Source organism: Exiguobacterium sp. s36 (genome assembly GCF_018618345.1).
Lineage (GTDB): Bacteria > Bacillota > Bacilli > Exiguobacteriales > Exiguobacteriaceae > Exiguobacterium > Exiguobacterium chiriqhucha.
Map to the genome: position 1 here is coordinate 472,188 of NZ_JACSLW010000001.1, position 20,902 is coordinate 493,089.

Below are 20,902 nucleotides of genomic sequence, written 5' to 3' on the forward strand. Positions count from 1 at the left end.
TGTAGTTCATCAATTAAGTCTCAATGTGATAATGCCGACAAACAAGCATTATCACATCCAAGTTGAGATTTCGAATTAAAAAATTATGAGCAGACTCATGCAATTTGGCACACTCATGATTGATTCTTTGTTAATCGAACACGGATGACCCTCTTCTTTCATTTCAACTTCTTATAGCATGACACTTAAAGGCAGCTAAGCTGTCTGATCATTCCCTAGATGGTTTCTTGTCATTTTTCTTCTGCAAATATGCTTCTCGAATCTGATTGATCTTATCTTTTTTATTCGAGACAGCTGGTTTTTTCCCATCTTGATACTTGGCAGCAGCCACTTTACTTTTCGTATCTAATTGATATTTTCCCATTTGGTTCACCTGCTTTCATTTCATTGTGATTGAGTTGTTCCATAAAAATCAAAAGACCTTCTAATCTCAATGAAATTAGAAGGTCTTCATGAAATATCATTGATTGCAGTCGTTATAGACTGCTTAAAAATGGAGACGGCGGGAGTCGAACCCGCGTCCGAAGGCATCGTAACGCATGCTTCTACGTGTGTAGTTTATCTATTGAATCTCAATGTGACACTGCCGATAAACAGGCGTTGTCGCATCCAGTCTGATTCATCTCTTCTTCGCGCCCTCAGACGGCGAGGTTGAAGCGTAGCTTGCTTAGTTTGAGACCCTGATAATCATCCACACAAGCGATGGATGTCAGGATCCGCAGGGCACTTAGGCTGCTGCGAGTTGTGTGTTAGTTTTGCCAGTTATAGGCGTTTGCGTTTTAACGAGGCCGACCCCTCGACACGCCACATACGACCGACCTACCCCCGTCGAATCCATAACGTCCCCGAGGTGGTAATTGGTACTACAACAACTATACCACAATCAGGTCTCGCTGTCAGTATTTTTGCCGGTCCCGCAGTGCCCGGTCGACGTCACGCTTCGCGTCTTTCTTCTTCAAGTCGTCGCGCTTGTCATACTTCTTCTTCCCGCGCCCGATGCCGAGGAGACATTTGGCGAAGCCGTTCTTAAGATACACTTTGAGCGGGATGATCGTATAACCGTCACGCCCTTGTGCGACGATGAGCTGATTGATTTGCTTCTTATGCAACAATAGCTTTCGGATACGAAGCGGCTCGTGGTTGAACCGGTTCCCTTGCTCGAACGGGCTGATATGACAGTTATGAAGCGTCGCCTCGCCACCGTCAAAACGGACATACGCATCGGCGATATTGATCTTCGACTGGCGCACCGATTTAATCTCGGTCCCCGTCAACACCATGCCGGCTTCAATCGTATCTTCGATCGCATAATCGAAGGACGCTTTTCGGTTTTGCGCGAGCGCGTTCGAATCTTTCTTCTTGGCCATAGACATTCAGTCCTTTACTTCAATATGGAGGAGGGGTCGCCCCCTCCCGTCAGCGACGCTTCTTCGCTCCGCGTTTGGCGTCGCCTTTACGTTTTTGACCGTCTTTCTTCTTCAAGTCGAGCGCCGAACGTCCTTGCGACGACTTCGGCTTCTCGCCTGGTTTCGACGATTTCCCGGCTTGGCCAGGTTTCCCCGGTTTGCCCGGCTTGCCACGCTTCGGACGTTTGTCATCACGACCGCGTCCTCCACGCTTGTCGTCTTTCTTCGGACGACCTTCCGTCGCTTTAATCGTCGTCGGTTGGCGACGGCGCGACTGTTCCCGCTTCGGCATGCCGACGACGGTGAAGTCGATCGTACGCTCGTCCAAGTTGACGGCGTCGACCTTGACGCGCACTGCGTCCCCGATGCGGAACTGACGTTTCGTCCGCTCGCCGAGCAACATGAGCTGCGACTCGTCGAAGTGGTAATAGTCATCCATCGACTGGAGACGGACGAGCCCTTCGATCGTGTTCGGGAGCTCGATGAACATCCCGAAGTTCGTGACGCCACTGACGACGCCGTCGAACTCTTCTCCGAGACGTGATTCCATATACTCGGCTTTCTTGAGCGCTTGTGTCTCGCGTTCGGCATCGACCGAACGACGCTCGCGTTTCGACGCCTGTTCGGCGATCGAGTCGAGACGGTCCTCGTACTTGGCAATCGTCTTCTCTGACACGTCGCCATTGAAGACGTACGTGCGCATGAGACGATGGACAATCAAGTCCGGATAGCGACGAATCGGCGACGTGAAATGCGTATAGAAGTCGGTCGCCAAGCCAAAGTGGCCGAGCGAGACGTCATCGTACTTCGCCTGTTGCATCGAGCGGAGCATGATCGTGCTGATGACCGGCTCTTCCGGTTCACCTGAGATCGCCTTCAAAATCTTCTGCAGCGTCTTCGGCTCGACCTTTTGGCCTTTGAACCGCTCGATGTGCACGCCGAAGTTCGCGACGAAGTCGAAGAAGAAATCGAGCTTGTCCGGTTTCGGGTTATCGTGGACACGATAGATGAACGGCACGTCCATCTTGTGGAAGTGTTCGGCGACCGTCTCGTTGGCCGCGAGCATGAACTCTTCGATCAACTTCTCGGCGACCGAGCGTGGACGCAAGACGATGTCGGCCGGTTTGCCTTCCTCGTCGACGACGACCTTCGCCTCGGCGAAATCGAAGTTGATGGCACCACGTGAGTTACGGCGTGTGCGGAGCACTTCCGCGAGCTCGGCCATCAGGTCGAACAACGGGATGTACGGCTCATAACGTTCGAGCGTCGCTTCGTCATCGCGTTCGATGATTTCACGGACGTTCGTGTACGTCATCCGCTCCGTCGTCTTGATGACACTCGGGAACAGCTCATGATTGACGACCTTCCCGTTTTGCGGGGAGATCTCCATGACACAGCTGAGCGTCAAACGGTTGACGTGCGGGTTGAGCGAACAGATTCCGTTCGAGAGACGGTGCGGCAACATTGGGATGACGCGGTCGACGAGATACACACTCGTCCCCCGTTCGAACGCCTCGACGTCGAGCGGTGACCCTTCCGTCACGTAGTGTGACACGTCGGCGATATGAACGCCGAGCTCATAGTTGCCGTTGTCGAGTTTCTTGACGTGGACGGCATCGTCCAAATCTTTCGCGTCTTCGCCATCAATCGTGAAGATCGTCTCGTTACGAAGATCGACGCGTCCCATGAAGTCCTTCTCGTCTGCCTCGTCCGGTACGGCGTTCGCCTGGTCGATGACATCTTCCGGGAACTCCGTCGGGATGCCGTGCTTATAGACGATCGACAAGATGTCGACGCCTGGGTCGTTCTTGTGTCCGATGATGCGGACGACGTCACACGCTCCGGCGAAACGTCCGTCCGGATATTTCGTGATGCGAACGACGACTTTATGGCCATCGACGGCACCGAGCGATTTGTCCGGGTTGACGACCGGCCAGAAGTTGATGCGCTTGTCATCCGGCTCGATGAAGGCGAACTGGTCGAGGCGTCCGCTCGGGAGCGTATACGTCCCGACGAACTCCGACAAGCCACGCTTCAAGACTTTGAGGAGCACGCCCTCGGTCTTGCCGCGGTTGTCCTCGCGTTTTTTGACGAGGATCGTGTCCCCGTGGTAGACGTCTTTCAATTGGTCAGGCGGAAGGAACACGTCTTCCGTCTCCCCTTCGACCGATAAGAAGCCGAAGCCGCGTTGGTGAATCGAGATGATTCCCGCTGCTTGGCCGAGCACGGCGAGCGTCCCGTAACGGTTCGTCCGTGTGCGGCCGATTAAGCCCTCTTCTTCGAGGGTGTTCAAGGTGCGGATGAGCTCTTTAAAGGCATCCGTCGACTCGAGCGCAAGACGCTCGGTCAATTGGTCCACTGTCAGTGCTTTATCACTGGCTTGGATGATTTCTAGTAGTTGGTCACGTAAATTCAACGTGACACCTCCTTTTTAGACTGACCAGTCTAACGTTTCGAGAAAATCGAGCACGTCCTGGTGCAGTTTCTCTTTTTCTTTATCGAGTGTGATCACGTGTCCCGACTCCTCATACATGAGCAGTTCTTTTTGGAACGCGTTGATCGCCTCGTAAATTTCGTGTGCAGATTCAGGATCGACCATTTGATCTTTCGCCCCTTGGACGACGAGCGCCGGGACGAAAATATCTTCGAGTTTTGTCGTCGTGTCACGGACGAAGGCACGGAGGTCTTTGAGCGTCGGCATCGGTTTGAAGTCCGCCATCTCCTGTTCGATCTGTTCAGGTGATTTGTCTTCTCGAGATTTATATTCTCGAGCGTAAGCTTTGACTCCTTTGTATAACCGGTCCTCGGCATCGATTCCGGTCGGGGCGCACATCGGGATGACGCCTTTGACGTTTTCCTGTGAAGCGAGGCGAAGCGACATGACGCCGCCAAGAGAGAGGCCACAGACGGCAATCTCCTCATAGCCTTTATCTTTCAACGACTGATAGGCGTTCAAGACGTCCTCCCACCAGTCCGCCGGTCCGTACTGAAGCAATTCTTCCGGCGGGACGGCATGGCCCCGGTACTGGGGACCCATACACGTATAGCCTTCTTTTTGCAGGAAACGACCGAGCATGCGGACATCCGCGCTCGATCCGGTAAAGCCATGTAACATCAACACGGCACGTGGTCCGCCTTCAAAGAAGAACGGTTTCGGTGCTGTAATTTTCATTGCTAACGTCATCTCCTCATACAATCCATTATTCCCAAAAAATAATTGAAAAAAACAAAAGCCGACCGCCTCACGTAAAAATCGAGAACGATCAGCCTTTCATCATAATGATGCGACTAGTAATCCTAAAATGAAAAACAATGTGCCTAGTACAGCTGCAGTTCGGTTCAAAACAGCGTCGAAGCCGCGCGCTTTCTGGCGGCCGAACAACTGCTCCGCGCCACCTGCAATCGCCCCAAGACCTTGCGACCGACCTGACATGAGCAGTACGACGACAATCAATAAAACAGCCACGACGAGTAGGCTGATTGTAGCGATCGTTTGCATAGTAGTCAGTTCCTCCTTCTTTTTACACGCTTCTTATTATATAGAAGTTGACGTCAAAACACCAGCTTTCAAATTATCGGGACGGGTAGCTGAACCCTTCCCCGATGACCTCTTTCACTTGGTGGATGACGACGAAGGCACGTGGGTCTGTCACTTCGACGATTTTCTTGAGCGGGCCGACTTGGCGCTTATCGACGATCATATAGAGCATGTTCTTATCCTGCTTTGTATAGTAGCCGTGACCATGAATAATCGTCGCCGAGCGGCCGAGCGTCTCCGTCAACACGACGGCGAGCTCTTCTTGCTTGTCGCTGATGATGGTGACAGCCTTACGGATGTTGAGCCCTTCAGCGACGAGGTCGATGACCCACGAGCCGATGATGATGGCGATCAACGTATAGAGCACGACTTGTTCCCCGAGGATGAAGCCTGACGCCCCGACGACGATGGCATCGATGATGAACATCGACACAGCGACGCTCATATGCAAATAGCGTTCCATGAGACGGGCGATGATGACCCCGCCTCCGGTCGTCCCGCCGACACGGAGCACCATACCGATGCCGACCCCGATCATGATCCCAGCGTACACGGCCGCGAGCAGTTTGTCCTCGGCCGGGCTGCCCCAGTCATGGGTCAAGCTGAGGAAGAACGACGTCGCGATGACAGCGACGACCGAATAGACCATCGTCCGGCGGTCGAGCAGCTTATAGCCGACGATGAATAAAATCCCGTTCCCGATAATCGACGTGACCCCGAGGTCCCAGCCGAACAAGTAGTACAGGATGATGGTGACCCCGAGCAGGCCGCCTTCCGAGAAATCGTTCGGGACGGTGAAATAGTTCACCCCGAACGCGAGAATGAATGAGCCGGCGACGATCCAGGCGATATCCTTCAAGGAAATCGATTGGAGCTTCTTCCAGACTTGTTGACGCAATAGATGTTGTTGCTGACGTTTCATCATTTGTCCCCCTTCCATATAAAAAAGACCGCGGCACAAAGCCGCAGTCTAAGTTTTACTGTTGAACTGGCTTTGGCGCACCGTCTTTCATAATCGGCAACTTGCGGTCTACGACGTTCGTGTAGACGTTCAAGAGTGCCTCTTTTTCCAAATCCCAGTTATATTGCTCACGCGCCGTCTTCGTGTTCTCTTTGACACGGGCGTAGAGTGCTTGATCGTCGAGCAGGCGGTTGACGCCTTCGGCGATCGATTGTGGGTCGTGCGAATCGACGACGACACCGACGTCGTTGCCGGCGACGACACGTTCGATTTCCGGGAAGTCACATGAGACGACCGGTACTTCGGCCATCAAATATTCGAACAGTTTGTTCGATGACGCCGAGTAGTGGTTGAAGCAGACGTTGTTCAACACTTGGAAACCGAGATACGCGTTCATCGTATAGTACGGTAACGCCTCGACCGGTACTTTGTCAATCATCTTGACGCGGTCGCTGACGCCCTCGTCCTCGATCATTTGTTTGATCACCGGCTTGAGTTTCCCGTCCCCGATCATGACGAGCGTGCCTTCGTTGAAGTCCTTGACGGCGAGGATGAGTTGCTCGAGTCCGCGGCCGGCTTGGATGCCGCCTTGGTACAAGAGGATCTTCTCATCTTTTGGCAAGTCGAGGAGCGCATGCAAGTCTTTACGGAGCGAGAAGTCGAGCGGACGATAGAACGGATAGTTGTGGAGCACGTACGGATAGAATCCGTAGAGCTCTTCGTTGTGCGCCGCGCGCGTGTGGTTCTCGACCATCATCGAATCGACATACGGCAAGAGCCAGCCTTCAAGGTTACTTTGGATATAACCGTAACCGGTCCGGTCCGTCTGGACTTCGTGCGAATCGTAGACGATTTTACCTTTGTTGACGAGCTTCCCGGCAATCAATGCCTGCGGGAGCGTGTTCAAGTCGTTGGCGTGATAGAAATCGTACGACTTCTTCGTCGAAGTGAACACCATCTCGAGCATCGCGCTCGCGTTGACGATGTTTTTACGCACCGGTGGGAACAAAATCGCACCAGCTGCCGCACCGAGTCCGATCATCGTCAGTGGTGCGAGGACGAGCAGTCCCGCGCCGACGAGTCCGGCACCGAGTTGACGCGTCTTCTTCGCGCTGACCCATGTGCGGACCGATTTGAGCGCCTTCATCCCGTTGGCGAGAATCGACGGCTGACGTTTGACGCGGATGACGCGGAATCCTTCCGGACGCATCTCCTCTTTCGGGAGCGACGGATTTTTCGGGTCTTGGAGCGCGATCAAATCGACTTCATAGCCCGCCTCGGCGAGTGCCGAGCATTCGCGCAAGACGCGCGCATCATTCGTAAAATGGTTCCATACAAACATACATACTGACTTCATCGTGTTTCCTCCATCGTTACTTTTTCTATCACGTCTTCGAGGACGTGTATGTTGTTTTCCCAACACAGATTGTCTTTCACATAACGGATCCCGTTCACGCCGTACTTCTCGCGCAAGTCGGGACGTTCGAGCAGTTTCCGGAGCATGAGCTCGATCTCGTTGATGTCACGCTTCCGTGACACGTAACCGACCTCGGCCGCTTCGATGACATTCGCCGCATGGCCTGACACCGCCGCGACGATTGGTTTGCCGACCGCCATATAATCGATCAGTTTGCCCGGGATGACCGTATCGAACACTTCTTGCTCGATCAAGCTGACGAACGCGACGTCCGCGTTCTTGATGGCTTGGAACGCCTCCGTCCGAGGCATCGCCTCGAGGAACAGGAAGTTCTTGAAACCGCGGGCTTTAATCATGTCTTTCAATTCGTTCTTCCGGTATCCGTAGCCGATCAATTTGAAATGGACGCGCGGCTCGTCACGGAACCGCTCCGCGAGTTCGAGTAAGAGCGACACGTCTTGGGCGAGGCCCATGTTTCCGGCGTACAGAATCTCCATACGGTCGTCCTCGGGGACGGTCCGCTCGAGGTTGCGCTCGCTCTCGCGAATCGAGTTCGGCATGTAATGAATCATGTCGTTGTCGACGCCACGTTGGCGCAAATAGCTACGGAACCCTTCCGAGTTGATGATGATTTCATCGGCCGCCTTATACAACCGCTTCTCAAACCAAAACGCCGGGGCGAGCATCCAGTCGTGTTTGAACACGCCGACGCCTTTCACCGACTCCGGCCACAGGTCACGGACGTCCAAGATGAACGGGACGCCATACTTCCGTTTCGCATACACACCGACGAACGCCATAAAAAAAGACGGGGTCGTCGCAAAGACGACATCCGGTTTCGAGTCGAGCTTTTGGACGGCAGCGACGCCTTTAATCATCTGTTCCAAAAACAAAGCGAGCCGGCTCACCATGTTCGACGTATGCTTGCGTTTCTTCGTGATGAGACGCTTGATGAACGGCTGGTTGTTGAGCGCCTTGTCGTTCCAGAAGCGGTCGTCTTTATACAAGTTGAAGTTCGGATACGACGGGGCGGCCGTGATGACCTCCACCTCGTAACCGCGTTCTTTCATGAGATGCGTAATATTTTGCATCCGGTTACCGGCACTGCCGATTTCCGGATAATAGTTTTGACAGACCATTAACATTGTTTTCAAAAATAACACACCTTACTGTTGTTCGAGTTCGTCCACGAAGCGCTTCAAGAGCGTGTGGACGTTGGCTTTTAAATCTGGGTCGCAGAGCGCATGGGCAATCGTCGCTTCGATGAAGCCGATCGGTTCCCCGACGTCATAGCGGCGCCCGTCAAATTCATAGGCGAAGACGGTCTCCACCTCGTTCAAGCGGGCGATGGCGTCCGTCAGTTGGATCTCGCCTCCCGTCCCGATTTCTTGCGCCGACAACGCCTCGAAGACGTCCGGCGTCAAAATATAGCGGCCGAGGATGGCGAGGTTCGATGGGGCTTCTCCGACGGCCGGTTTCTCAACGAACGTCCGGACCGGGATGAGCTTCCCTTCGACGGCAAGCGGGTCAATTATACCATATCGATTCGTCATTTCATACGGGACGCGCTGTACCCCGATAATCGAACGCTCATACTGCTCGTACTGGTCAATCAATTGCTTCGTCGCCGGCACGTCCGCCTCGATGATATCGTCCCCGAGCAGGACCGCGAACGGTTCGTCGCCGATGAACTTGCGGGCACACCAAATCGCGTGACCGAGCCCTTTCGGCTCCTGTTGCCGTATGTAGTGGATATTGGCGAGGTTCGACGAGTGGCGCACCGACTCGAGGAGCTCGGTCTTGCCTTTTGACTCGAGGTTCTGTTCGAGCTCGATGGCCCGGTCGAAATGGTCCTCGATGGCGCGCTTGTTCTTCCCGGTCACGATGATGATGTCCTCGATACCGGAAGCGACGGCTTCTTCCACGATGAATTGGATCGTCGGTTTGTTGACGATCGGGAGCATTTCTTTCGGCATCGCTTTCGTCGCCGGCAAGAAGCGGGTACCGAGCCCGGCGGCCGGTATGATGGCTTTCCGTACGCGTGTCATGGACGTCTCTCCTTTTTATGCTGTATCTGATGATTATACCCAATTTTCTAGCGTTCACGCACACAAAAAAACGGCCGTGACATACGTCACGACCATTTCCGGTCGTCCATATACTTGTACAGGAACCAACCGCCTACACCGAGCGCGATGAGAAGAAGGAGAAAACCGCTGATCATCATGACGAACGCCTCCTTTTACCTACACTAGTCTATTCCCGGAATGAGCACTCGACAAGCGTTCGTCTAAAACCTTTCTTAGAACCACTTCCGTCCATGCACCTCGATGAACCGGTACTCTTCTTGATAATGGTCATAGTGCCCTTCATCGATCATGTGTTGGAACGCCGCATCCCCTTCTGCCGCTTTCCGTTTCATCAATCGACAAAGCGCATCGATTCGTAACAGTAACATCGTCAGCAACTCTGCTGTCGACCCTTCCAATCCGTATGCTTCCAAGAAGAGAGCGACTCGTCGTTTGTACGTCACGTCATCGCGCTTCGCCTCATAGTGAACGACTTCACCCGACTCGGCTTGGTGACGCCGGCTGAGCGGGACGAACGTATAAAGGGCATACACGACATCCCAGGCTCGTGGTCCGGGCGCCGCCAAATCAAAGTCGATGACCCCTGCCACTTTCTCGTCATGGAAAATCGTATTGTAGACGGCGAAGTCGTTATGGCAGATGACGTCAAACGGTTCTGGCGTATTGTCGAGTGGTTGCCAGTCAGACGGCCACTCGACATCCGCTGTCGCGTCATGCAGCCGGCGCATCAGCCGAGCGGCGTCTTGAATCGCCTCATCTGACCACATGTAGGCTTTCAACGGATAATCGGCCGTCTCCCCTTCGAGATACGTCAAAATCTCCCTGCCCTGATCATCCATCCCGACAAATCGCGGAACACCTGCTACCCCATTCGCTTCCAAATGTTTTAACAACCAATGGACGTTCGCACTGCCGTCTTTCAACGTCCGATAGACATGATTCCCCTTTTTATAGACGGTCGACACGTTCCCGCCACTCAACCTTTTTTCTTGTTCATGCGATTGGTCCATGTAACTCCCCCTACTCTTTATCTATACCATATTCAGTATACAGCAGGACGAAGTGTCGATGACGAGGAGACTCGACACAGAGCGTTCGCGCCCGTCCAAGCGGCACCGTGACTCTTGCAGGAAAGCAATCGCGCGGAGACCCCGCAAGCACGAAGTGCGAGGAGGCTCCGTGGATTGCCTGCAGAAAGTATCGGTGCCGCAAAGACGAGTTTAGCCACAAAAAAACAGGCCCGCACAAGGCGGACCTGAAAACAATCAATTATTTTTTGAGGTTGTAGAACGACTTGATACCGTCGTATTTCGCTACATCGCCGAGCATGTCTTCGATGCGGAGAAGTTGGTTGTACTTCGCGATACGGTCTGTACGCGAGAGCGAACCAGTTTTGATTTGACCAGCGTTTGTCGCAACAGCGATGTCCGCGATAGTCGCATCTTCTGTTTCACCAGAACGGTGTGAGATAACAGCTGTGTAACCAGCTTTTTTAGCCATTTCGATCGCGTCGAATGTTTCTGTGAGCGTACCGATTTGGTTAACTTTGATGAGGATCGAGTTCGAGATTCCTTTTTCGATACCTTCAGCAAGTTTCTCAGTGTTCGTTACGAAGAGGTCATCCCCAACGAGCTGAACTTTGTCACCGATTTTGTCAGTGAGCAATTTGAAGCCGTCCCAGTCGTTTTCGTCGCAACCGTCTTCGATTGAGATGATTGGGTACTTGCTTACGAGCTCAGCGTAGAAGTCTACGAGCTCAGCAGTTGTCATTGACTTGCCTTCGCCAGCGAGTTCGTACTTGCCAGTTGACTTGTCGTAGAACTCAGAAGATGCAACGTCCATTGCGAGGTAGATGTCTTCGCCAGCTTTGTAACCAGCTTTTTCGATCGCTTCAAGGATAACTGTGATCGCTTCTTCGTTAGACTTAAGGTTTGGTGCGAAACCACCTTCGTCACCGACAGCTGTGTTAAGACCCATACCAGAAAGAACTGATTTGAGGGCGTGGAATACTTCTGCACCCATGCGGAGCGCTTCGCGGAACGTTGGCGCGCCAACAGGCATGATCATGAACTCTTGGAAGTCAACGTTGTTGTCAGCGTGCGAACCACCGTTGATGATGTTCATCATTGGAGTTGGAAGCGTCTTCGCGTTGAATCCACCGAGGTACGTGTAAAGTGGAAGGCCGAGCTCGTCTGCTGCTGCGTGTGCTGCTGCCATAGAGACACCAAGGATCGCGTTTGCGCCGAGTTTACCTTTGTTTTTCGTACCGTCGAGCTCGATCATTTTCTTATCGAGTGCGTTTTGATCGAATACATCGTAGCCGATGAGTTCTGGTGCGATTGTGTCGTTTACGTTAGCAACGGCTTTAAGTACGCCTTTACCAAGGTAACGTGACTTGTCGCCATCACGGAGTTCTACTGCTTCGTGCTCACCAGTAGATGCGCCTGAAGGGACGAGGGCACGGCCGAAACCGCCGTCTTCTGTGAAGACTTCTACTTCGATTGTTGGGTTACCGCGTGAATCCAAAATCTCGCGTGCGTAAATTTCTGTAATCATTGACATGAAAATTCGCTCCTTTTTGTTTGGAAAGTTTTTTTGAGTTACTTCGTGACGATTGATGTACCGGTCATTTCAGCCGGTTGCTCTCCACCGAGAAGGTGAAGGAGCGTCGGGGCGAGGTCGCACAAAGCGCCTTGGAGAACTGGTTTCAGTTCTACCCCTTCTTTCGTGACGATACATGGTACTGGTTCCGTCGTGTGAGCCGTCATCGGTGAGCCGTCCGGGTTCGTGACAAGGTCAGCGTTCCCGTGGTCCGCCGTGATGATCGCCGCGCCACCTTTGGCAATGAGTGCGTCCACTACTTTACCGAGGCATTCGTCGACGACTTCGACAGCTTTCTTCGTCGGTTCGAGCATACCGGAATGGCCGACCATGTCCGGGTTCGCGTAGTTGATGATATACGCGTCATACGTGTCCGATTCGATGCGTTCGAGAAGACCTTCCGTGAGCTCGTATGCGCTCATTTCCGGCTTCAAGTCGTACGTCGCCACTTTCGGTGACGGTACGAGGAAACGATCTTCACCTTCGAACGGTGTTTCTTGTTGTCCGTTCAAGAAGAACGTGACGTGCGGGTATTTCTCAGTTTCCGCAGCGCGGAGCTGTTTGTACCCTTGCGCGGCGAGAGTCTCACCGAGCGTGTTTTTCAAATCTTCTGGTGGGAAGACGATGTCCGTGTCGATTTCATCCGAGAATTTCGTCATCGAGACGAGCAAGATGTTCTCTGGATGTGCGCTCGAAAGTTCGAAGCCTTTGAAGCCGGTCTTCTCTTTGAACACTTTCGCCAGTTCAATCGCCCGGTCCGGACGGAAGTTGAAGAACATGATTGCGTCGTTGTCTTTAATCGTCGCAATCGGTTGACCGTCTTTCTCGATGACCGTCGGTAAGACGAATTCATCCGTCAAGCCGTCTGCATACGACTGTTTAAGAACGTCGACTGCATTCGTACCGACTTCGCCTTTCGCGTTGACGAGCACGTCGTATACTTTCTCGACGCGTTCCCAACGGTTGTCGCGGTCCATGGCATAGTAACGTCCAGACACGCTAGCGACTTGACCGAGTCCGAGTTCAGCGAGCTTCGCTTCCGTCTGTTCGAGGAAGCCAGCGCCTGATTTCGGATCACAGTCACGGCCGTCCGTGAAAGCGTGAATGTAAACTTTTTCGATGCCGTGGAGTTTCGCGAACTCGACGATGGCGTACATGTGATTGATGTGTGAGTGAATCCCACCGTCTGAGACGAGTCCCATGATGTGGAGACTCGAGTCATACTTCTTCACATGTCCGGCCAAGTGATTCATCGCTTGGCGGTCGAAGAGTGAACGGTCTTTGATGGCGTTGTTGACGCGTGAAAGTGACTGATAGACGACCCGGCCGGCACCGATATTCAAGTGACCGACTTCCGAGTTCCCCATCTGTCCTTCCGGAAGGCCGACGTACTCGCCTTTCGCGTTCAAGAGCGTATGTGGATACTGCTCCCAGAAGCGGTCGAAGTTCGGTTTGTTCGCCGCAGCGACCGCGTTACCGAACGTCTCGTTCCGCATTCCAAAACCATCTAAGATGATGAGGGCGACTGGTCTTGCCATTTAAATCGCCTCCAACAACTTGAGGAACGAAGCAGCTTCAAGTGAAGCACCGCCGACGAGCGCGCCGTCGATGTCTTCTTGTGCCATATACTCCTTGATGTTCTCAGGTTTTACAGAACCGCCGTATTGGATGCGAACCGCAGCCGCCACGTCTTCACCGTAAAGACCTTTTACCACGTCACGAACATATTTGCATGAGCTTTGCGCGTCTGCTTCGTCCGCTGATTTACCAGTGCCGATTGCCCAAACTGGCTCGTACGCGATGACGAGTTGTTTGACTTGGTCAGCAGAGAGGTCCGCGAGGCCACCTTCGACTTGCGTCTTGATGACGTCTTCGAACTTGCCGCCTTCACGCTCTTCCAATGTCTCACCGACACAAACGATTGGCGTAAGACCGTGTTCGAACGCTTTTTTCGTTTTGCTGTTGATGAACGCATCTGATTCGCCGAAGTATTCGCGACGCTCTGAGTGTCCAAGGATGACATATGTCACGCCGAGGTCAGCGACCATGGCCGGGCTGATTTCGCCTGTGTATGCCCCGCTGTCTTTGTCGTACATGTTTTGTGCACTGAGTTTCAAGTTCGATCCTTTAGCCGCTTCTACCATTGGGGCCAAGAATACTGCTGGTGCACCAATCGCCGCGTCAACTTTGTCCGTTGACGGGATATTGTTTTTAACTTCCTCTACGAAAGCGACGGCTTCCGAGAGTGTTTTGTTCATTTTCCAGTTACCTGCAATAATCGGTTTACGCATCGATAACCCTCCTCTGTTTTACTTGTCGTTCAACGCTTCGACGCCTGGAAGTTTCTTGCCTTCCATGAATTCGAGTGAAGCGCCGCCACCAGTTGAAATGTGGCTCATTTGGTCAGCAAGGCCAAACTTGGCTGCTGCTGCCGCTGAATCCCCACCACCGATGATTGAATATGCATCGCTATCTGCAAGTGCTTGAGCGACACCTTTCGTTCCGTTGGCGTACTTATCAAGTTCGAATACGCCCATCGGTCCGTTCCAAACGACAAGTTTCGATTCGCGAATCGCTGCCGCGTAAAGTTCGACTGTCTTCGGTCCGATATCAAGACCCATGTGATCCGCTGGGATCGAGTCGATATCGACTGGTCCGACGTATGTCTCTTCGCCGAATTCTTTCGTGATGACACAGTCGACTGGCATCAGGAATTTCACGCCTTTGTCTTCTGCTTTTTTCATGAACTGACGAGCGAGGTCGAGCTTGTCTTCTTCAAGGAGTGATGTCCCTACTTCGTGCCCGAGTGCTTTCGAGAACGTGTACGAGAGACCGCCACCGATGATGAGTGTATCCACGATGTCAAGAAGGTGGTCGATGACCCCAATCTTGTCAGCAACTTTCGATCCGCCGATAATCGCCGTGAACGGACGGTCAGGATTCGAGAGTGCCTTGCCGAGGACTTCAAGTTCTTTCTCCATCAAGAAACCAGCAACCGCGTGGTCGACGTGGTGCGCGATGCCTTCTGTCGAAGCGTGGGCACGGTGAGCCGCACCGAACGCGTCGTTGACGAAGATATCAGCGAGTGCCGCGAAACCTTTCGCGAGTTCTGGATCGTTTTTCGTTTCACCAGGGTAGAAACGGACGTTCTCGAGAACGACGACGTCACCTTCACCAAGTTTTGAAACGGCTTCTTCTGCGACTGGACCGTACGCCTCTTCGACGAGGGGTACTTCTTTGCCGAGAAGTTCAGCGAGACGTGTAGCGACCGGTGCGAGTGAGAACTCGAGGTTCTTCTCGCCTTTTGGACGGCCGAGGTGGCTCGCCAAAATGACTTTCGCGCCGCCGTCGATCAAGTGCTTGATCGTTGGGAGTGCCGCTTGAATCCGCGTTTCATCTTGAATGACGCCATCTTTGAGTGGAACGTTGAAGTCAACGCGGCAAAAGACGCGTTTCCCTTTTACATCGATGTCACGAATAGACTGTTTGTTCATAACCTTCGCCTCCATATGTCGTGCGTGTCAATTTCATAAATAGAGCGGAGAACAATCTCTTGTTTCCGCTCCTATTTGATTCTATTTAGTTCACGAACTTACTTCGCGATTTCAGCGAAGTGCTTGAGTGTGCGAACCAATTGTGCAGTGTAAGACATTTCGTTGTCGTACCAAGAAACTGTCTTAACGAGTTGCTTGTCGCCAACTGTCATTACTTTAGTTTGCGTAGCATCGAAGAGTGAACCGTAAGTGATTCCGACGATGTCAGAAGATACGATTTCGTCTTCAGTGTAACCGTAAGACTCGTTCGCTGCTGCTTTCATTGCTGCGTTGATTTCGTCAACAGATACAGTTTTCTCAAGAACTGTTACGAGCTCTGTGAGTGAACCTGTAGCAACTGGTACACGTTGTGCCGCACCGTCAAGTTTACCTTGAAGTTCTGGGATAACGAGGCCGATCGCTTTAGCCGCACCAGTTGTGTTCGGTACGATGTTCGCTGCTGCCGCACGCGCACGACGGAAGTCGCCTTTCGGGTGTGGAGCGTCAAGCGTGTTTTGGTCGCCTGTGTAAGCGTGGATCGTTGTCATGAGACCTTCAACGATTCCGAACTGATCTTGGAGAACTTTAGCCATTGGCGCCAAGCAGTTTGTCGTACATGAAGCACCAGAGATTACTGTCTCTGTACCATCGAGGATGTCGTGGTTTGTGTTATAAACGACAGTCTTCATATCACCTGTAGCTGGAGCCGAGATGACAACTTTTTTCGCGCCAGCTTTCAAGTGAAGCTCCGCTTTTTCTTTGTCTGTGAAGAATCCAGTACATTCGAGTACGATGTCAACACCGAGCTCGCCCCATGGAAGTTCTTCTGGGTTACGGTTAGCAAGTGTGATGACTTTCTCGCCGTTCACGAGGAAGTGATCGTCGTGTACTTCAACGTCTCCGTCGAAACGACCTTGAGTCGTGTCGTACTTGAGAAGGTGAGCAAGCATCTTTGTGTCAGTCAAGTCGTTGATTGCAACAACTTCGATTCCTTCGTTTTTGATGATCTCGCGGAATGCCAAACGACCAATACGTCCAAATCCGTTAATACCAACTTTTACTGCCATAGTTAATTTCCTCCTTAGGGTAGAAGCTATTTATTGAAGAGCCAACGGGGGTCAACTCTTTAATAACGAGTTAATAATTCTGTCGCCGCACCTTCGTCTGTGACGAGGATGATGTTCGGCGTGTGTTTCGCATATGCGGCGATCGCCTGTGCCTTCGACTTTCCTCCGGCGACAGCGATGACGGTGTCCATGTCGTCGAGCTCCTCCAATTGGATCCCGACCGTCTTGACCCGGTGCACGATTTCACCTTCCGCGTTGAAATAATATCCGAACGCTTCAGCGACGGCATCGTGCCGTTCGATCATCCGCAAATGCTCTGGTGACGCGTGACGGCGTTTCGCCATCGTTTCCGCCTCACCAATTCCATGTACCACAATTCGCGCCGCTCTAATCATTTCCAGTACATTTTTAATGCTAGGTTCCTCCACCATCCGCTCGAATGTCTCTTGCGAAACCTCGTCCGGAATGTGGAGTAAATGATAGTCGGCATGGGCCCGGTCGGCCATCCGAGAACAGACGGTGTTCGCCTGTAACTCGAGCGTCTCTCCGAGTCCGCCGCGTGCCGGCACGAAATGCATCGGCCGTTCTTTTTTATCGGGCGACATCATGGCCGCAACCGATGCCATCGTCGTCCCGCCTGTGACCGCGATGATATTGTCGTCCGGTGCCAGTCTCGCTTTCAGTTGCGTGACGGCGGCCCGACCGATATCTCGCTGGACCCAGAACGTCTCGTCGGAATCACCAGGTACGATGACGACTTGGCGAACGCCTAGTTTGCGCTCGAGTTCTCGTGCGACTTCCGAGATGCCTAGGATCTCTCCCATGACCTCGTGCAAGTCCCGGAGAACGTTTCGGCCCGATTCCGTAAGGGAAATACCTTGAGTAGCGACCATCAATAGACCTTGGTCTTTCAAGAAGTCGACTTCTCGTCTTAGGATTCGTTCCGTCAGCCCGAGGCTTGTGGCCAATGTCCTGCGGCCGATCGGCTGCATCAAACGGACATAATGTAAGATATCGTAACGATGTCGGAGCGTATCGAGCATGTCGGGAACGATTTGCTTCTGAACTTGAATCAGCTGCTGGATCATACTCATTCCCCCTCGACTTAAAGCATGGACAATTTTTGTCCCACTTTTATATTTGCGTCCCACCGCTACGACTTCATCTTATCAATCACCTTTCCGTCTTGCAACCCCTTCAAACGTTTTTTTTCGATGTAAGCGTATACTTAACAAAATCTTCAACTTTACTGTCATCGTATCGACCTTGACTAATGACACGTCCCTCGTGTAAGACGACAGGGATCTCAAACAAGTATTTCGCCTCGAGTTCTTCGTTGCCGGTGATGTCGATCTGCTCGAGCTCGAACGGATAGTCTTCCATGAGCCATTCGAGCATGACGAGCGCCTCCTCGCAGAGCGAACAGTTGGCGCGGCGGTATAACGTCAGGACCATGTCAGTCCCCTCCTTTCCATAGTTGTCGTTCCCGCTCCCGCGAGTTTCCAAAACCGAGCGCCTCCCGATAGTTCGCCACGGTCCGTCGTGTCACCGTATAGCCGAGCCGGTCCAGCTCGCGCATGAGTGCGGCATCGCTCAGCGGCGACGTCTCTTGTTGAATCAGTTCGGCGAGCGCCTTCTTCACCATGAACGGCGATTGCCCGTGCGAGGCTCGGACGAAAAAGTGACGCCACGCCATCACGCCGCCCTCGGTCGTCACGTACTTGCCTTGAATCGCCCGGCCGACGGTCGACTCGTGCTTGCCGATTTGTTCGGCGACTTCTTTTCGCGTCAACGGGTGCAAGACGAGCTTCCCGTCCAACCAATCGCGTTGCCGTTCGGCGATGACGGCCCATACCAATCGAAGCGTCGCGTTCCGCATCTCGAGCGTCTCATGCCACCATTTCGCCTCGCGATCGTCTCCGATCCGAGCCGCGTCGAGCGTCGGGCTGAACCATGTCGTCACGAGCTCTCCGTCATGACGGACGACTTCAAGTTCCGGGACGACGTGTTCGGTTCCTTCATATAATAATGGCGTCTTCGGGAGCGTTGCCACGATACGCGTCACTCGTTCGTACTCGGCAACCGAGATGTCGAGTCGTCCCGGGATGTCATCAAGGTTCGCGTCGAGCGCCTCGAACACGTCCAAGACGAGTGGGTCGTCATGTTCAATCGCATGCCGGTATTGGCAGTCGTGCTCATTCTTTGCCCCGATCCCTGTCGGTTCTAGAAACAAGAGCGCCTGGCGCGCCGCCTCAATGTCCGCCACATCGACCTCGAAACGATGGGCGAGCACGAAGTCGCTCTCCGGTAGTAGACCGCGATGGTCGAGCGCGAGGACGAGCCGTTTCTGGAGCGCACGCTGGGCCTCGGTCCCGCTCCCTTCCTCGATTTGCTCGAACAATCGCTCCTCGAACCCACGCGCCGTATCGGCCACCCATTCGACCGCACCGCTCCCCGTGGCGATACATGGATTGCGTCGAGCCAACCGGCCGAGCTGAAAGGCGATCGCGGTCCGGTCCGCCTCGAGAATCGGCAGCCGCCGGACCATGTCCTGGGTCAGCTGTTGTGTCTGAAGTTGTTGCTGTTCTTGCCGTTGCATCGGTCACACCCCTCTCGCTTCCTATTGTATCGAACAGCGGGAAATCGCGCTCAAAAAAAGTGAGCCGAACAGGATTGCTTTTTTAAAAAAACAAATGTATAATAAATCGTGTCAGAGAACATGCACCCGTAGCTCAGGGGATAGAGCACTGGTTTCCGGTGCCAGGTGTCGGGAGTTCGAATCTCTCCGGGTGTATCATAGCAAGAGGTCAGGCATATGCCTGGCCTCTTTTGTCGTTTTAGAATCGTCAAACCGTGGAATAGGTCAAAAACGATGACTATCGTTTGACCAACATTGACTATAGCGGTATGATATGTTTACAACCTACATAAAGGAGGCAGATTCAATGTTAATTCCAACAGTTATCGAACAAACAGGTCGCGGGGAACGCGCGTACGATATTTACTCACGCTTGCTCAAGGACCGCATCATCTTGCTCGGAAGTGCAATCGACGACAACGTCGCAAACTCGATTGTCGCCCAGCTTCTCTTCCTTGCAGCCGAGGACCCAGATAAGGACATCTCACTTTACATCAACAGCCCGGGTGGTTCGATCACTTCCGGAATGGCGATTTATGACACGATGAACTTCATCAAGCCGAACGTGTCGACGATTTGTATCGGAATGGCCGCATCGATGGGTGCCTTCTTGCTTCAAGCCGGTGAACAAGGCAAACGCTTCGCGCTTCCAAACGCAGAGATCATGATTCACCAACCGCTCGGCGGTACGCAAGGTCAAGCATCGGATATCAAAATCCATGCCGAGCGCATCATCAAGATGCGTGAGAAATTAAACCAAATCATGGCCGACAACACTGGCCAGCCGCTTGAAGTCATCGAGCGCGACACAGAGCGCGACTACTTCATGTCAGCTGAACAAGCGAAAGACTACGGTCTCATCGACAAAGTCATGACGCGTTAATCCAAAAGTGCCTTTCCCGACTTCGGGAAAGGCACTTCTTTGTTATTGGACGGGCAACCAAATTTCAATCAAGTCGTCGGCTCCGTCTTGCCCATGAATATAGCGCTCAAAATCGAGTGCATCTCGCAACGTTACATCCGGCAATGCTAGAAGTTGATTATATGTCGTAGGGATGGCTGGAATTCCCCCTTCGACCGTGGCGACAAGATACCGTCCTGCCGACAGTTCAACCTGTCTTCCGTCTTCACCTGTCACAGGATTAGTCATCCCTGCTAAATAGGCTTCTTCTTTCGCTAAACAGACGCCATATGATTCGTCTGTTGTCAGCTCTGTTTGCAGTTTTTCCCAAACGAATGGGATTTTGGTGAGTTCGGATACATAGCCGTTTACGATTTTCGGTTGGTCCCACTTCTCATAACGTACTTTCATTGAATCTCCCCCTGTTTGCATCCATTTAATTTGTTGCTCGACTTGTCGCAACGCCTCGATCTCACGTTGAACCTCGTCAAGTCTGCTGTCGAGTAACCCGCTCACACTTTCTGCCGCTTGAATTTGTTCGAGTGAGATGCCCATTTGACGTAGTAACTTGATTTCGTTCAGGCGCCTTATTTCTTCCATCCCGTATAACCGATACTGATTCTCTAAACGAGTCGGTTGGACAAGTCCTTTTGCTTCATACCATTTTATTGCTTTAGTGGACAACCCCGTTAGATGGACCACTTTTCCGATTTGAATCATTGGCGTCCCCCCTTCTCGTTTATCATAAAG

At 52.7% G+C, this 20,902-nt stretch carries 20 protein-coding genes, 1 tRNA gene and 1 other RNA gene; 2 read left to right on the top strand and 20 right to left on the bottom strand.

Annotated features, from left to right (window positions below; all coding sequences use genetic code 11):
* Positions 1–208: 208 nt before the first annotated feature.
* The 19 genes from KNP95_RS02350 to KNP95_RS02440 form a co-directional block, all read right to left on the bottom strand.
* A complete protein-coding gene (locus KNP95_RS02350) occupies positions 209–364 on the bottom strand; it encodes an alcohol dehydrogenase (RefSeq protein ID WP_214835252.1) in 156 nt (51 codons plus the stop codon).
* Between the two features lie 127 nt (positions 365–491).
* Positions 492–847, bottom strand: a transfer-messenger RNA (tmRNA) gene (gene ssrA / locus KNP95_RS02355).
* 49 nt (positions 848–896) lie between these two features.
* Positions 897–1,367, bottom strand: coding sequence for an SsrA-binding protein SmpB (gene smpB, locus KNP95_RS02360; protein ID WP_214835255.1), 471 nt, complete (start codon positions 1,365–1,367; stop codon positions 897–899).
* A gap of 49 nt (positions 1,368–1,416) precedes the next feature.
* On the bottom strand, positions 1,417–3,822 hold the full coding sequence (gene rnr, locus KNP95_RS02365) for a ribonuclease R (RefSeq protein ID WP_214835257.1): 2,406 nt from the start codon (positions 3,820–3,822) through the stop codon (positions 1,417–1,419).
* A gap of 15 nt (positions 3,823–3,837) precedes the next feature.
* Positions 3,838–4,578: an alpha/beta hydrolase gene (locus KNP95_RS02370; RefSeq protein WP_058764114.1), complete on the bottom strand. Its 741-nt coding sequence runs from the start codon at positions 4,576–4,578 to the stop codon at positions 3,838–3,840.
* 102 nt (positions 4,579–4,680) lie between these two features.
* The gene (secG, locus tag KNP95_RS02375) at positions 4,681–4,905 is read right to left on the bottom strand and encodes a preprotein translocase subunit SecG (protein ID WP_012726902.1); all 225 of its coding nucleotides are present in this window, start codon (positions 4,903–4,905) and stop codon (positions 4,681–4,683) included.
* A gap of 73 nt (positions 4,906–4,978) precedes the next feature.
* Positions 4,979–5,866 carry a YitT family protein gene (locus KNP95_RS02380; protein WP_128124240.1) on the bottom strand — a complete coding sequence of 296 codons (888 nt, stop codon included), beginning with the start codon at positions 5,864–5,866 and terminating at the stop codon, positions 4,979–4,981.
* Between the two features lie 55 nt (positions 5,867–5,921).
* Positions 5,922–7,262: a glycosyltransferase gene (locus tag KNP95_RS02385; protein WP_214835258.1), complete on the bottom strand. Its 1,341-nt coding sequence runs from the start codon at positions 7,260–7,262 to the stop codon at positions 5,922–5,924.
* The gene (locus KNP95_RS02390; protein ID WP_251138482.1) at positions 7,259–8,467 is read right to left on the bottom strand and encodes a glycosyltransferase family 4 protein; all 1,209 of its coding nucleotides are present in this window, start codon (positions 8,465–8,467) and stop codon (positions 7,259–7,261) included. Before KNP95_RS02390 ends, KNP95_RS02385 begins: the two co-directional genes overlap by 4 nt.
* Positions 8,468–8,488: 21 nt before the next feature.
* Positions 8,489–9,370, bottom strand: coding sequence for a UTP--glucose-1-phosphate uridylyltransferase GalU (gene galU / locus KNP95_RS02395; protein ID WP_021065453.1), 882 nt, complete (start codon positions 9,368–9,370; stop codon positions 8,489–8,491).
* 254 nt (positions 9,371–9,624) lie between these two features.
* Positions 9,625–10,422 carry a phosphotransferase gene (locus KNP95_RS02400; RefSeq protein WP_214835260.1) on the bottom strand — a complete coding sequence of 266 codons (798 nt, stop codon included), beginning with the start codon at positions 10,420–10,422 and terminating at the stop codon, positions 9,625–9,627.
* Positions 10,423–10,681: 259 nt separating this feature from the next.
* Positions 10,682–11,974, bottom strand: a complete 1,293-nt coding sequence (eno, locus tag KNP95_RS02405) for a phosphopyruvate hydratase (protein WP_021065450.1) — start codon at positions 11,972–11,974, stop codon at positions 10,682–10,684.
* Between the two features lie 38 nt (positions 11,975–12,012).
* A complete protein-coding gene (gene gpmI, locus KNP95_RS02410) occupies positions 12,013–13,551 on the bottom strand; it encodes a 2,3-bisphosphoglycerate-independent phosphoglycerate mutase (protein ID WP_214835261.1) in 1,539 nt (512 codons plus the stop codon).
* Positions 13,552–14,304, bottom strand: coding sequence for a triose-phosphate isomerase (gene tpiA, locus KNP95_RS02415; RefSeq protein ID WP_131437841.1), 753 nt, complete (start codon positions 14,302–14,304; stop codon positions 13,552–13,554).
* 18 nt (positions 14,305–14,322) lie between these two features.
* The gene (locus tag KNP95_RS02420; protein ID WP_058764124.1) at positions 14,323–15,507 is read right to left on the bottom strand and encodes a phosphoglycerate kinase; all 1,185 of its coding nucleotides are present in this window, start codon (positions 15,505–15,507) and stop codon (positions 14,323–14,325) included.
* A 98-nt stretch (positions 15,508–15,605) separates the two neighbouring features.
* Positions 15,606–16,613 carry a type I glyceraldehyde-3-phosphate dehydrogenase gene (gene gap, locus KNP95_RS02425; RefSeq protein ID WP_214717731.1) on the bottom strand — a complete coding sequence of 336 codons (1,008 nt, stop codon included), beginning with the start codon at positions 16,611–16,613 and terminating at the stop codon, positions 15,606–15,608.
* Positions 16,614–16,672: 59 nt separating this feature from the next.
* Positions 16,673–17,701: a sugar-binding transcriptional regulator gene (locus KNP95_RS02430; protein WP_021065445.1), complete on the bottom strand. Its 1,029-nt coding sequence runs from the start codon at positions 17,699–17,701 to the stop codon at positions 16,673–16,675.
* Positions 17,702–17,810: 109 nt separating this feature from the next.
* Complete coding sequence (locus KNP95_RS02435) at positions 17,811–18,068, bottom strand: glutaredoxin family protein (RefSeq protein WP_021065444.1); 258 nt, start codon at positions 18,066–18,068, stop codon at positions 17,811–17,813.
* A gap of 1 nt (position 18,069) precedes the next feature.
* Entirely contained in the window at positions 18,070–19,212 is a 1,143-nt protein-coding gene (locus KNP95_RS02440; RefSeq protein ID WP_214835262.1) for an RNA polymerase factor sigma-54, read from the bottom strand.
* Between the two features lie 122 nt (positions 19,213–19,334).
* On the opposite strand from KNP95_RS02440, the gene KNP95_RS02445 reads away from it, so the two are divergent.
* Both KNP95_RS02445 and clpP read left to right on the top strand, forming a co-directional pair.
* Positions 19,335–19,407, top strand: a tRNA-Arg gene (locus tag KNP95_RS02445).
* Positions 19,408–19,558: 151 nt separating this feature from the next.
* Positions 19,559–20,134 (top strand): ATP-dependent Clp endopeptidase proteolytic subunit ClpP, encoded by a 576-nt coding sequence (clpP, locus tag KNP95_RS02450; RefSeq protein WP_021065442.1) that lies wholly within the window; start codon positions 19,559–19,561, stop codon positions 20,132–20,134.
* Positions 20,135–20,176: 42 nt separating this feature from the next.
* On the opposite strand, the gene KNP95_RS02455 is transcribed toward clpP, so the two are convergent.
* Positions 20,177–20,872, bottom strand: a complete 696-nt coding sequence (locus tag KNP95_RS02455; RefSeq protein WP_214801319.1) for a MerR family transcriptional regulator — start codon at positions 20,870–20,872, stop codon at positions 20,177–20,179.
* Positions 20,873–20,902: the final 30 nt, after the last annotated feature.